Annotated in this window: 12 protein-coding genes; 7 read left to right on the forward strand and 5 right to left on the reverse strand. The window is 68.9% G+C overall.

The genetic code is table 11. The annotated features are described in order from the left end of the window. Window positions 1-10 precede the first annotated feature (10 nt). Window positions 11-916, forward strand: a complete 906-nt coding sequence (locus HW532_RS11740; protein WP_213160662.1) for a LysR family transcriptional regulator — start codon at window positions 11-13, stop codon at window positions 914-916. Between the two features lie 13 nt (window positions 917-929). Here the strand turns inward: HW532_RS11740 and HW532_RS11745 are convergent, their stop codons facing one another. After that, window positions 930-1,358, reverse strand: coding sequence for a VOC family protein (locus HW532_RS11745; RefSeq protein WP_213160663.1), 429 nt, complete (start codon window positions 1,356-1,358; stop codon window positions 930-932). Window positions 1,359-1,573: 215 nt separating this feature from the next. On the opposite strand from HW532_RS11745, the gene HW532_RS11750 reads away from it, so the two are divergent. From HW532_RS11750 to HW532_RS11760, 3 genes are read left to right on the forward strand one after another with little or no spacing between them, the layout of a single operon-like run. Beyond that, window positions 1,574-2,560, forward strand: a complete 987-nt coding sequence (locus tag HW532_RS11750; protein ID WP_343068627.1) for a hypothetical protein — start codon at window positions 1,574-1,576, stop codon at window positions 2,558-2,560. Between the two features lie 3 nt (window positions 2,561-2,563). Further along, window positions 2,564-3,403, forward strand: a complete 840-nt coding sequence (locus HW532_RS11755) for an SDR family oxidoreductase (RefSeq protein WP_213160664.1) — start codon at window positions 2,564-2,566, stop codon at window positions 3,401-3,403. A 60-nt stretch (window positions 3,404-3,463) separates the two neighbouring features. Next, window positions 3,464-3,655, forward strand: coding sequence for a twin transmembrane helix small protein (locus tag HW532_RS11760; protein WP_213160665.1), 192 nt, complete (start codon window positions 3,464-3,466; stop codon window positions 3,653-3,655). Window positions 3,656-3,662: 7 nt separating this feature from the next. Here HW532_RS11760 and HW532_RS11765 read toward each other — a convergent pair whose 3' ends face one another. The 4 genes from HW532_RS11765 to HW532_RS11780 all read right to left on the reverse strand — a co-directional run bounded on the left by HW532_RS11765 (window position 3,663) and on the right by HW532_RS11780 (window position 8,166). Further along, the gene (locus HW532_RS11765; protein WP_213160666.1) at window positions 3,663-5,204 is read right to left on the reverse strand and encodes an AMP-binding protein; all 1,542 of its coding nucleotides are present in this window, start codon (window positions 5,202-5,204) and stop codon (window positions 3,663-3,665) included. Continuing rightward, on the reverse strand, window positions 5,201-5,722 hold the full coding sequence (locus tag HW532_RS11770; RefSeq protein WP_213160667.1) for an O-acetyl-ADP-ribose deacetylase: 522 nt from the start codon (window positions 5,720-5,722) through the stop codon (window positions 5,201-5,203). Before HW532_RS11770 ends, HW532_RS11765 begins: the two co-directional genes overlap by 4 nt. A gap of 65 nt (window positions 5,723-5,787) precedes the next feature. Then, window positions 5,788-6,708, reverse strand: a complete 921-nt coding sequence (locus HW532_RS11775) for a DMT family transporter (protein ID WP_213160668.1) — start codon at window positions 6,706-6,708, stop codon at window positions 5,788-5,790. Window positions 6,709-6,777: 69 nt separating this feature from the next. Next, a complete protein-coding gene (locus HW532_RS11780) occupies window positions 6,778-8,166 on the reverse strand; it encodes an alpha/beta fold hydrolase (RefSeq protein WP_213160669.1) in 1,389 nt (462 codons plus the stop codon). A gap of 154 nt (window positions 8,167-8,320) precedes the next feature. Here HW532_RS11780 and speB point away from each other — a divergent pair, with 154 nt between their 5' ends. From speB to HW532_RS11795, 3 genes are all read left to right on the forward strand, one after another. Then, window positions 8,321-9,286 carry an agmatinase gene (speB, locus tag HW532_RS11785; protein WP_213160670.1) on the forward strand — a complete coding sequence of 322 codons (966 nt, stop codon included), beginning with the start codon at window positions 8,321-8,323 and terminating at the stop codon, window positions 9,284-9,286. Window positions 9,287-9,523: 237 nt separating this feature from the next. Continuing rightward, the gene (locus tag HW532_RS11790; protein ID WP_213160671.1) at window positions 9,524-11,125 is read left to right on the forward strand and encodes an ABC transporter substrate-binding protein; all 1,602 of its coding nucleotides are present in this window, start codon (window positions 9,524-9,526) and stop codon (window positions 11,123-11,125) included. A 74-nt stretch (window positions 11,126-11,199) separates the two neighbouring features. Further along, the gene (locus HW532_RS11795) at window positions 11,200-12,210 is read left to right on the forward strand and encodes an ABC transporter permease subunit (protein WP_213160672.1); all 1,011 of its coding nucleotides are present in this window, start codon (window positions 11,200-11,202) and stop codon (window positions 12,208-12,210) included. Window position 12,211 lies beyond the last annotated feature (1 nt).

Genomic DNA, 12,211 nt, shown 5'->3' on the forward strand with positions numbered 1-12,211 from the left:
ATCATGCTTCATGACACTTGAGCAGCTGCGCATCTTCGTCGCCGTCGCCGAACGCGAACACATGACCCGCGCGGCGGAGGCCCTGGGCCTGACCCAGTCGACCGTCTCCGCGGCCGTCTCGGCCATCGAGGCGCGTTTCGCCGTGCCGCTGTTCGACCGGGTGGGCCGGCATATCGAGCTCACCGCCGCCGGCCGCGCCTTCCTCGTGGAGGCGCGCGCCGTGCTCGCCCGCGCGGCCGCCGCCGAACGCGTCCTGCAGGACCTTTCCGACCTCGAGGCCGGCACGGTCGCCATCCGCGCGAGCCAGACCATCGCCAGCTACTGGCTGCCCGCCGTTCTGGTCGCCTTCCGCCGCGAGCACCCCAAGCTGGAGATCGAGCTTGCCATCGGCAACACCGCGCAGGTCGCCGACGCCGTTCTCAATGGCGAGGTCGAGCTCGGCTTCGTGGAGGGCCAGGTCGACCAGACCATGCTGAAGGCGGAGGCCGTGGCGCGCGACCGGCTGGTGCTGGTGGTCGGCGCCAGCCATCCCTGGGCCCGGCGAGGCGCCGTCCCGATCACCGACCTGACGGCCATGGACTGGGTGCTGCGCGAGCGCGGCTCGGGCACGCGCTCGGAATTCGAGGCGGCGCTGCGCCAGGCGGGCATCGATCCGCGCCGCCTCAATGTGGCGCTGGAGCTGCCCTCCAACGAGGCGGTGCGCGCCGCCGTGGAGGCGGGCGCCGGCGCGACGGTGATCTCGGAACGCGTGGCGCGCGCCGGCATCGGGTCCGGCACGCTCCACCGCGTGGACATCACCCTGCCCTATCGCCGCTTCTACGCGCTCACCCATCGCGAGCGCTACCGCAGCAAGGCGGTCGACACCCTGATCTCCGCCGCGCTCGACCATGCCGGGGAGACCGGCGAGGGCGCATGATGCGCGCGCCGCCTCAGCGGGGCAGCTTCATGCCGCCATCGGCGAGGATCTCGAAATCGGGGTTCCAGGCGACCTCCCAGAGATGGCCGTCCGGGTCGGCGAAATAGCCCGAATACCCGCCCCAGAAGACCTGCTCGGCCGGTTTCACGATACGCCCGCCGGCCGCCTCGGCCTCCCGGAGGCGCTCGTCCACCTCCCCGCGCGAGCGGGTGTTGTAGGCGAGCGCAATGCCGGAGAAGCCGGACCCCTCCGCCGGCACGCCCGCATCCTCCGCGAGCGCCTCGCGGCCGAACAGGCCGAGCACCATTCCCGGCAACTGGAAGAACGCCACCCCGCCCTCCCCGTCGATGGCCGAGGCGGTCCAGCCCAGCGCCTCGTAGAAGGCGCGCGCCCGCGCCACATCCGCAACCCCCAGCGTGACAAGGCTCAGCCTCTGCTCCATCGAATATCCTCCGTCGTCCTTGAATGTTCATGAATTGTTCCGGTCGTTTCTGACATCGATCCGGCCCGCGCGCAAGACGGCTCGTGCCTCCGCCGCCATCGTCTGTTGAAATCGACCCTGCGGTGGTGTCTTCTCTGCGCTCGGGACGCACGGCAAGAGAGCAGCTTCGGCGGCCTGCACGACCGGGTGCGGGCGCCCATGTCTGGAGACAACGGATGTTGTGGGATTTTTCGCTGGGACGCACCTTCTCCCTGCTGGCGAGGACCTGGCCGTTCATCGTGCTCCGCATGGCGGTCTATGCCGCCATCGCCGTCGCCTTCGTGGCGGTGACGGGAACCGGGGCGGGGCTCGGCTGGGGCATCGGCGCCTTCGGGGATGCCGGGTTCCGGACGTCCTCCACCTTCTGGGGCGGCGCGGCCGGTTTCGGGCTGGTCGCCATCGGCCTCTATTTCCTGCGCGAATGGGTGCTCTACATGGTCAAGGCCGGCCATATCGCCGTTCTGGTCGAGGCGATGGACGACCGGCCGCTGCCCGAGGGCCGCTCCCAGATCGAGCACGGACGCGCCGTCGTCGCGGAGCGCTTCGTGGAGGCCAATGTGCTCTTCGTGATCGACCAGCTCGTCAAGGCCGTGATTCGCGCGGTGACCGGCCTCCTCGGCGTCATCTCCTCCGTTCTGCCGATTCCGGGCATACAGGGGCTCGCCCGCTTCGTGCGCATGGTGCTGTCGGTCGCCATCGGGCTGATGGACGAGGTGATCCTCGCCTACAATATCCGGATCCGGTCGGCGAACCCCTATGAGTCGGCGCAGGACGGGCTGGTGCTCTATGCCCAGAACGCAAAGACCATCCTCAAGAACGCGGTCTGGCTCGCCATCTTCGTCTACGGCCTCTCCCTCATCATGTTCCTGGTGTTCCTCGCGCCGGCGGGCGCCATCGTCTATTTCTTCCCCGGCGACCTGTCGGCCATCGCGATCCTCGTGGCCATCGTGTTCGCCATCTGCTTCAAGGCGGCGGTGCTCGAGCCCTTCGCCATCGCCGCGCTGATGCAGGTCTATTTCGCCGCCATCGAGGGCCAGGCCCCGCGCGAGGACTGGCGCCAGCGCCTCGGCGAGACCTCCAGGAAGTTCCGGGCGCTCGGCGAGAAGGCGCGCGGCTTCGTCGGCGCGCCGGGGGATCTCGGTCCCGACGCGGTGCGCCGCTAGGCCATGGCGGACCCGCGCTCGATCCTCGTCACGGGCTGCTCCTCGGGTATCGGGGAGGCCTGCGCACGCGGCCTCCATGCGCGCGGCTGGCGGGTCTTCGCCACGGCGCGCCAGCCCGGCGATCTCCGCCGGCTGGAGGAGGCCGGGCTCGAGGCGGTCCATCTCGATTATCGCGAGCCCCGCTCGATCGCCGCCGCCGTCGACGAGATCGCCGACCGCCTCGGCTCCGTGCCCGACGCGCTCTTCAACAACGGCGCCTATGGCCAGCCGGGCGCGGTGGAGGACCTCGCCCGCGACGTCCTGAGAGCCCAGTTCGAGACCAATCTCTTCGGCTGGCACGAGCTGACCTGCCGGCTCCTTCCCGGCATGCGGGCGCGCGGCTCCGGGCGCATCGTGCAATGCTCCTCCGTGCTCGGCCTCGTCGCCATGAGGTGGCGCGGCGCCTACAACGCCTCGAAATTCGCGCTCGAGGGCCTGACGGACACGCTGCGGCTCGAATTGCGGGGCTCGGGAATCCATGTCAGCCTGATCGAGCCCGGCCCGATCGCGAGCCGGTTCACCGAGCACGCCCTCAAGGCCATGCGCGACAATATCGACATTGAGACCTCGCCCCACGCGGAGGCCTATCGCCGCCATCTCGCGCTCCTGGAGGGCGGGGGCACGTCATCGCCCTTCAAGCTGCCGCCGGAGGCGGTGCTGAAACGGCTCGTCCATGCGCTGGAAGCGCCGCGCCCCAAGCCGCGATATTACGTCACGGTGCCGACATATCTCATGGCATCGCTGCGCCGCATCCTGCCTTATCGCGCGCTCGACCGCGTCCTGTCCGGCGCCTCGGAGAGTTGAGGGATCACCGCCGGGCCGCGCGACGGTCCGGGAACGATATCAACAGCGGATTCCCGTTCGATGGAAAGCACCTTCCAGTTTCTCGTTCCGATCGCGCTCGCCGCGGTCGTCGTCGTTCTCCTTCTGGGCCTGTGGAACATGGTGCGCGGCGGCAGCGCGAACACCTCCCAGACCCTGATGCGCTGGCGCGTCATCCTGCAGTTCGTCGCCATCTGCATCGTCATGGCGACAATCTACTTCATGGGCAGATAGCGCGCGATCACGGAGCAGCGGCCGGCGAGTCCTCCCGCGCCGCCTCCATCTCGCGCAGCGCCGTCTTGAGCACCTTGCCGTAATTGTTCTTCGGCAATGCGTCGACGAAGCGATAGCGCTTCGGCCGCTTGAAGCGGGCCATGCGCTCCAGGCACAGCCGGTCCAGCATGCCCTCATGCGGTGTCGCGCCCGGCTCGGCCACCACATAGGCGACGACAATCTCGCCCCAGTCGGCATGCGGGCGGCCGATGACGGAGACCTCCGCGACGCCCGGCGCGGCGAGCAGCACCTCCTCCACCTCGCGCGGATAGATGTTGGTGCCGCCGGAGATGATCACGTCCTTCGACCGGTCGGTGAGGGTGAGATAGCCGTCCTCGTCGAGATGGCCGACATCGCCGGTCAGCAGCCAGCCGTCGCGCAGCGTGCGCGCGGTCGCCTCCGCATTGCGCCAGTAACCGGCCATGACCGTGTCGCCGAACACCGCGACCTCGCCCTTCTCGCCGGGCCCGAGCGGCCGGCCGTCCCCGTCCACCACGCGGACCTGCACCACGCTGTCGGCGACACCCACCGAGGCGAGCCGGTCGCGCCAGCTCGGATGGTCGCGCGCGGCATGATCCTCCGGCGACAGATGGGTGATGGTCATGGGGCTCTCGCCCTGGCCGTAGAGCTGGGCGAGCCGCGGGCCGAACCGGTCGAGGGCGGCGACCGCGTCCTCCACATACATCGGCCCGCCGCCATAGGTGACGAGCTTGAGGTTGGCGGTGTCGCCGCCGCCGGGATGCACGGTGAGCCGGCGCACCATGGTCGGCGCGGCGAACATGGAGACGCGCGGCCAGCGCGCGATCAGGCTGTAGATCTCGTCGGCGTCGAAGCCGCCGCTTTCCGGCATGACATTCACCGCGCCGGCGGCCACATGCGGCAGCATCCACAGCCCGGAGCCATGGCTCAGCGGGGCGGCGTGGAGGATCGTGTCGCCGGGCCCGATCCGGTCGAAATCCGCGAAATAGTTGAGCGTCATGGCGGTGAGGTTGCGGTGGGTCAGCATCGCGCCCTTGGGCCGGCCCGTGGTGCCGGAAGTGTAGAACAGCCAGGCCAGCGCGTCGGGCGCAACGATCTCCAGATCGCGCGGCGCGCCCGCGACGAGAGCCTCGTAGTCGGCGCTCCCCGCCGCGATCACATGATCGAGCCCGTCGGCACCGGCCTCCGCGACGGTCGCGGCGAGCCCCTCCGTCGCCAGGCAGACCCGGGCGCCGGAATCCTCCAGGATGTGGCGGAACTCGCTCTGGTGGAGCTTGGCGTTCATCGGCACCGCGGAAAGCCCCGCATGCCAGATGCCGAACAGGACCTCCGCATAGGCCGGCACATTGGCCATGGCGAGTGCCACGCGCTCTCCGGCGGCAAGGCCCAGCCGGTCGCGCAAGCCCCCCGCGAGCCGCGCGACCCGGTCGGCGAGCGCCCCATAGGTCAGCACCGTTTCGCCGCCGAGGCCGACGGCAGGGCTTCCGGGACGGGCGCGACCGGCGCGCGCCACCCATGCCGCGAGCGTCATCGGGCCGCCCTCCCGCGACCCAGCGCGGCCTCGTAGAGCCGCTCGGTCTCCGCGTCGAAACAGCAGAAGACGACGCGGTCCATGGCGTCGCTCTCCGTCAGGGTCTCGCGGACGGTTTCGACGGCGATCCGCGCCGCCCGATCCTTCGGGAACCCGTAGACGCCGGTGGAGATCGCGGGGAAGGCGATACTGCGCGCGCCATGCTCCATGGCAAGTGCGAGCGCATGCCGGTAGCAGCCCGCAAGCAGCGCGTCCTCGCCCTTGTCGCCACCCGTCCAGACGGGCCCGACAGCGTGGACGACATGGGACGCGGGCAGGCCGTAGCCCCGCGTGATCCTCGCCTCGCCGGTCGGGCAGCCGCCGAGCGCCCGGCATTCGGCGAGGAGTTCCGGGCCCGCGGCGCGATGGATGGCGCCGTCGACGCCGCCTCCGCCCAGAAGACTGCTGTTGGCCGCATTCACGATCGCGTCCACACGGAGCGTCGTGATATCGCCGCGCATCACCTCGAACCCGGCCATGGCGCACCTCCCTTTTTGCGCCGGATCTTAAACGGTTTTGCGGGCGCGCGAAATCGCTCTCCGGATCAGGCGGCCCGCCGCGGCCGGTTGATGAGCACGACGCCGGCGATGGTCGCGGCAAGGCCGGCCGCAACGGGCGGCGAAAGGCTCTCACCGAGGACGACGATCCCCAGAACCACGCCGATGCCGGCCCTCAGATAACTCTGGCTGGCAACACCCATCGATCCGATGGTGGAGACCAGCCGGAAATAGATCAGGAGGGCGAGCCCCGTACAGAAGAAGGCAAGGACGGCGGTGGCGAGACCGGTCTGCCAGGAGACCTGAAGCGTCCAGGGGCGGTCCAGATAAAGCGCGGCCGGCACCAGCACCGCCGACGCCCACAGCATGGTGCCCGCCGCCGTGACGACGGGTGCCAGCGCGGCAAAGCGCCTGCCGTGGATCGCGCCTGCCGCATAGAGCAGCGCACCGGTCAGGCAGGCCGCCTGTCCCGCGACCTGATCGCCGAGACCGCGAAGCGCATCCGTTCCCACGACGAGCACCACGCCGGCAAGCCCGAGGACCGCGCCGGCGACCTTGCCGGCGCCAAGCCGCTCATGGCGCGTCAGAAGGGCGGTGAGCAGGAGAACGAATATCGGCGATGTGGAATTGAGCACGCTGGCGAGCCCCGCATCGACGAATTTCTGGCCCCATGCGAGCACCGTCCAGGCGCCGATACTGTTGAAGACCGCCTGGATGAGGAGCATGCCCCAGATCCGGCCGTCCCTCGGCAGCCGCTCCCTTCGCCAGGCCACGACGAGCAGGAGAACGAGCGCGGCGCCGGCAACGCGCGCGGCGATCAGGGTGACCGGCGGCAGCTCGCGAAGCGCAATCGCGATGAAGATATAGGATGAGCCCCAGAGCAGGGCGAGCAGGCCGAGGAGCAGGTAGTCGCCGCGCAGGCCGGCGGCGCCTGCCGCGCCCGGCGGTCCGGAAACGGAACGGGTCATGGATGCGATCCCCCTTGTCCGGAGCCTGTCCGGAACGGCCGGGCGGGACTGTCCGGCCCGGGGACCGATCTAGCATGCGGGGATGCGGGGACGTTTCGATGGCGATCGAACCGTGATCTCCGCGAGGCGTTCGAAAGGGGCCAGATCGCGCATGAGCCCGAGGGCGAGCGAGAAATGGCCGCGCTCGCGCAGGAAACGGTTCTCCTCCGGCACGGCCCAGCGGTCGAGCTGGGCGCGGCCGCTGGCGACGGGGGTCACCGTGTCGCGCCGGCCGAGCAGGCTCACGATGCGCTCGCCCGGCATGACGGGGGTCTCGACCGGATCCGTCAGCACGAGATAGGGCGCGACGGTCTCCTCGCTCCATCCGGCCGCCACGAGCGAAGCGCGGCTGCCCCAGAGCCGACCGAGATCGCCACGGGCCTCCGCATCCCAGAGGCTGGCGCAATGGCCGGCGAGCAGCATGGCGTCGGGGCGCAGCCCGGCTGGCCAGTATTGCGCCTTGGCGGCAACGAGCTGGGCGGTCAGCGCGCCGAGGCTGATGCCGCCGACGGCGACGGCCCCGCGCGAGGCGGCGCGCGCCCAGGCGATGAGGGCCGCCCATTCGAGCGCGGCGCCGGACAGCGCGTCGATGGGGCCGAGCGGCATGGTGGCGACGAAGCGCTCCCCGCCATAGCTGCCGCGCGGCGTGCGCCGCCCGTGCCACGGCGCCTCCGGCGCCACGACCCGAAAGCCGAGCCGTGTGAGCGCCGAGACCCCGTCGCTGAGGAGCGTCCAGTGCTCCGTCTCCATGCACAGGCCGTGGCCCCAGAGAAGCGTCGGCGGGTCGCGGGCGTCGTCCGGCTCGCTCACCCGCGCGGTGACGGCGTCGCCGAGCCGGCCGGAGGGCGAGGGGAAGCGCAGCCAGTAGCGCCGCTCCCCGTTGCGGACGATGGCGGGGGAGACCTCCGGCTCGGGCAGGGTTCCGGGCAGGCGGTAGAAGCCTGCCGGATCGGTGCGGGCGGGGCCGAACAGTGCGGCGATCTCGCCCGGCGAGGGCGTTTGCCAGCCGATCATGGCGGGCTCGGGGTCGAGCCGGGTGGAGAAGAAGAGGCGGCGCAGGCGGTTATGGGCATCCGCCGCGGCCAGCCGCTCGCTCTCGATGTCGAGGAGCGTGGCGCGGCGCGGGCGCGATGTCTCGAACAGCGCGTCGCGCCAGGCCTTCTCCGCCGTCCGGCGGCGGTCGAGCGCGGCATCGACGGTACCGAGCGCGGCCTCCACCGCGTGCGGCGATGCCGCGTGTGCCCCGTCGAACGCGGCGAGGAAGCGGTCGAGCTCTCCGCCCGCGGCATTGGCCGCGGCCCACTGGCGCGAGGCGGGAAAATACCACCGGCCGAGCGCGCCGAGCGCCAGCCGGTCGAACCAGGGCCGGGCCAGCGCCGAACACAGGGATCCTTTGAGCAGGCGGTCCAAGAGGGTCAACCTCGCCGATATCCGAAACCGGCCCCCTTACGGGGACCGTCGCGGGCCCCATGATGCGCATGGCCCGTGAGCGGTTTGTGACAGGCCTTGCCGCCGGCCTGCGGCGCGTGGCTATGATGCCTCCCGTGTGACAGACATGGTGGGAGAACAGCACATGACGCAGGAACGACGATTCGCGCCCGTATCGGGCAAGGTCATGCCGCGCTTCGCCGGCATCGCCACCTTCATGCGCCTGCCGCATGTTCCGGTGGAGGAGGCCGACGGGGTGGATATCGGGCTCGTCGGCATCCCCTTCGACGGCGGCACGACCAACCGTCCCGGCCCCCGCCACGGCCCCCGGCAGGTGCGCGACATGTCCTCGATGATGCGCCAGATCCATCACGCCCTCAAGATCGCGCCCTACGATCTCGCCAATGTGGCCGATCTCGGCGACGCGCCCGTCAACCCGGCGGACGTGAAGGACGCGCTCGACCGGATCGAGGCGTTCTTCCGCGAGATCCACACAAGGGGCATCAGGCCGCTGTCGGCGGGCGGCGACCATCTCGTCAGCCTGCCGGTCCTGAGGGCGCTCGGGGCGGACCGCCCGGTGGGCCTCGTCCAGTTCGATGCCCATACCGATCTCTGGGACGGGTATTTCGGCGACTTCAAGCTGACCCACGGAACGCCGTTCCGGCGCGCCATCGAGGAGGGCGTGCTCGATCCCAAGCGGACGGTGCAGATCGGTATACGCGGCTCCTGCTACGACTGGGAGGACCGCGAGTTCGCAGCCCGCACCGGCGTGCGCATCTTCGAGATCGAGGAGGTCGACGCGCTGGGCCCGGAGAAGGTCATGGCGGAGGCCCGCCGGATCGTCGGAGACGGCGCGACCTATGTGACCTTCGACATCGACTGCCTCGACCCCGCCTATGCGCCGGGCACGGGCACGCCGGAGGTCGGCGGCTTCACCCCGCGCGAGGCGCAGGCGCTGGTGCGCGGCCTACGCGGGCTCGACATTGTCGGCGCGGACATGGTGGAGGTCTCCCCGCCCTTCGATCCGTCCGGCTACACCGCGCTCAACGGGGCGACCATGATGTGGGAACTCCTGTGCCTGATGGCCGAGACCTGCGCACTCGCCCGATAGGTGTGCATCGCAGCGTCGCAGTCGGAGATGGAGAAAAGCGGCGGCTGCCCGTTTTCAACGGGCGATTTTGCTGCAAATATGGGCGACCTGCTCCTAGGGCAACGTGTGTCCGACCGGACGCACACAAGTTGCTCTAACCTTTTGAGGGCAGATCAAAGTATCGATCCTGGGCCGGTCCCGGCTCGAGATCGATTGATCTGGAGGACAGGCATGTCGTTACGCTCCAGGGAGGGTTAGATGCTACGTACCAAACGCGTGATGGCGGCGACATTCGGATTGTCGCTTCTCGCCATGGCCTCGGCCGGCGCCCAGGCCAAGACGCTAGTCTATTGTTCGGAAGGCAGCCCCGAGGGGTTCGATCCGGCGCTCTACACGGCCGGCACCACCTTCGATGCCTCGTCCAAGCCCGTCTACAACAGGCTGGTGGAGTTCGAGCGCGGCACGACCAACGTCATTCCGGGCCTTGCGGAAAGCTGGGAGGTTTCCGACGACGGCACGGAATACACCTTCCATCTGCGCAAGGGGGTGAAGTTCCACACCACCGACTTCTTCACGCCGAGCCGCGAGCTGAACGCGGACGACGTGGTCTTCTCCTTCATGCGCCAGCTCGACGGGGAGAGCCCGTATTTCGACTATGCCGGCGGCTCGTGGGAGTATTTCAACGCGATGTCCATGCCGGACCTCATCAAGGACATCGAGAAGGTCGACGACTACACGGTGAAGTTCGTGCTGACCCGGCCCGAGGCGCCGATGCTCGCCAATCTGGCGATGGATTTCGCCTCGATCCTCTCCAAGGAATATGCCGACGAGCTGATGGAGGACGGCAAGCCGGAACTCCTGAACCAGCAGCCGCTGGGCACCGGCCCGTTCCAGTTCGTGGCCTATCAGAAGGACGCGGTGATCCGCTACAAGGCCAATCCGGACTATTGGGACGGCAAGCAGCCGATCGACGATCTGGTCTTCGCCATCACCACCGATCCGGCGGTCCGCTACCAGAAGCTCAAGGCCAATGAGTGCCAGGTGGCGCCCTATCCCAACCCCGCCGACATCGAGGCCATGAAGAACGATTCCGACCTCAATGTCATGGAGCAGGAAGGGCTGAATGTGGGCTATCTCGCCTACAACACCCAGAAGGCGCCGTTCGACAACGTCAAGGTGCGCAAGGCGCTCAACATGGCGATCAACAAGGAGGCGATCCTCGACGCCGTGTTCCAGGGCGCCGGCCGGGTGGCGAAGAACCCGATCCCGCCGACCATGTGGAGCTACAACGAGAAGGTCGAGGACGACGCTTACGATCCGGAAGCCGCCAAGGCGATGCTGGACGAGGCGGGCGTTTCCGACCTGAAGATGAAGATCTGGGCGATGCCCGTCCAGCGGCCCTACAACCCGAATGCGCGGCGCATGGCCGAGCTCATCCAGTCGGACTGGGCCAAGGTCGGCGTGGATGCCGAGATCGTCTCCTATGAATGGGGCGAGTATCTCAAGCGCTCCAAGGAGGTCGACCGCGACGGCGCCGTGCTGCTCGGCTGGACCGGCGACAATGGCGACCCCGACAACTTCCTCGCCGTCCTGCTCGGCTGCGACGGCGTCGGCGGCGCGAACCGCGCCCAGTGGTGCTACGAGCCCTTCGACAAGCTGATCCAGGAAGCCAAGGTCCTGAGCGACAAGGACAAGCGCGCCGAGCTCTATCGCGAGGCGCAGGTCGTCTTCAAGGAGCAGGCGCCCTGGGCGACGATCGCCCATTCGGTGGTGTTCATGCCCATGCGCAAGAGCGTGTCGGGCTACAAGATGGACCCGCTGGGCAGCCATCGCTTCGACGGTGTCGACATCGCGCAGTGACACCATAGCGGCAACAGGCCCTGAGGCCCCCGCCGCCCCCTTGCCGGGGCGGCGGGGGATCGTGGCTGGCATACATGATCCGGTTCCTGCTGATTCGCATCGGCTTCCTCATCCCGACCTTCCTCGGGGTGACGGTGGTCGCCTTCGGCTTCATCCGCCTTCTGCCCGGCGATCCGGTGCTGCTGCTCGCCGGCGAGCGCTCGATCGACGAGGAGCGCTATCGCGAGCTCCTCCACCAATACGGTTTCGACCGGCCGATCTGGGACCAGTATCTCACCTATCTGTGGGACCTTCTCCATGGCGATCTCGGCACGTCGATCATCACCCGGAAGCCGGTGTTCCAGGAGTTCTTCACCCTGTTTCCGGCGACCCTCGAACTGTCGGTCTGCGCCATCCTCTTCGCCATCGCGCTCGGCGTGCCGGCCGGCGTGATCGCGGCGGTGCGGCGGCGCACGACCTTCGACCATGCAGTGATGACGACGGCGCTGGTCGGCTATTCCATGCCGATCTTCTGGTGGGGGCTCCTGCTCATCATCCTGTTCTCCGGCATTCTCGGATGGACGCCCGTATCGGGCCGCATATCGCTCCTCTACTACTTCCCCACGCCGACCGGCTTCATGCTGATCGACAGCCTGCTGTCGGGCCAGGACGGTGCCTTCGCCTCCGCGGTCAGCCACCTCGTCCTGCCGTCCATCGTGCTCGGCACCATCCCGCTCGCCGTCATCGCGCGCCAGACACGCTCGGCCATGCTGGAGGTCCTGGGCGAGGATTATGTGCGCACCGCCCGCGCCAAGGGGCTCGCGCCCTGGCGGGTGGTCGGGCTCCATGCGCTCAGGAACGCCATGATCCCGGTCATCACCGTGATCGGCCTGCAGGTCGGCGTGCTGTTCGCCGGCGCGATCCTCACCGAGACGATCTTCTCCTGGCCGGGCATCGGCAAGTGGATGATCGATTCGATCTTCAGGCGGGACTATCCGGCCGTGCAGGGCGGCCTCCTGCTGATCGCCGCCATCGTCATGCTGGTCAATCTGCTCGTCGACGTGACCTACGGGCTGATCAACCCGAAGATCCGCTACAGGGATTAGG

Origin of the sequence: Kaustia mangrovi (assembly GCF_015482775.1) — a bacterium.
Classification (GTDB): domain Bacteria; phylum Pseudomonadota; class Alphaproteobacteria; order Rhizobiales; family Im1; genus Kaustia; species Kaustia mangrovi.

What these genes read in the sequence shown, in the direction of transcription:
- HW532_RS11740 (WP_213160662.1), top strand. Translation starts at nt 11, where the DNA reads ATGACACTTGAGCAGCTGCGCATCTTCGTCGCCGTCGCCGAACGCGAA.
- HW532_RS11745 (WP_213160663.1), bottom strand. Translation starts at nt 1,358, where the DNA reads ATGGAGCAGAGGCTGAGCCTTGTCACGCTGGGGGTTGCGGATGTGGCG.
- HW532_RS11750 (WP_343068627.1), top strand. Translation starts at nt 1,574, where the DNA reads ATGTTGTGGGATTTTTCGCTGGGACGCACCTTCTCCCTGCTGGCGAGG.
- HW532_RS11755 (WP_213160664.1), top strand. Translation starts at nt 2,564, where the DNA reads ATGGCGGACCCGCGCTCGATCCTCGTCACGGGCTGCTCCTCGGGTATC.
- HW532_RS11760 (WP_213160665.1), top strand. Translation starts at nt 3,464, where the DNA reads ATGGAAAGCACCTTCCAGTTTCTCGTTCCGATCGCGCTCGCCGCGGTC.
- HW532_RS11765 (WP_213160666.1), bottom strand. Translation starts at nt 5,204, where the DNA reads ATGACGCTCGCGGCATGGGTGGCGCGCGCCGGTCGCGCCCGTCCCGGA.
- HW532_RS11770 (WP_213160667.1), bottom strand. Translation starts at nt 5,722, where the DNA reads ATGGCCGGGTTCGAGGTGATGCGCGGCGATATCACGACGCTCCGTGTG.
- HW532_RS11775 (WP_213160668.1), bottom strand. Translation starts at nt 6,708, where the DNA reads ATGACCCGTTCCGTTTCCGGACCGCCGGGCGCGGCAGGCGCCGCCGGC.
- speB (WP_213160670.1), top strand. Translation starts at nt 8,321, where the DNA reads ATGACGCAGGAACGACGATTCGCGCCCGTATCGGGCAAGGTCATGCCG.
- HW532_RS11790 (WP_213160671.1), top strand. Translation starts at nt 9,524, where the DNA reads ATGCTACGTACCAAACGCGTGATGGCGGCGACATTCGGATTGTCGCTT.
- HW532_RS11795 (WP_213160672.1), top strand. Translation starts at nt 11,200, where the DNA reads ATGATCCGGTTCCTGCTGATTCGCATCGGCTTCCTCATCCCGACCTTC.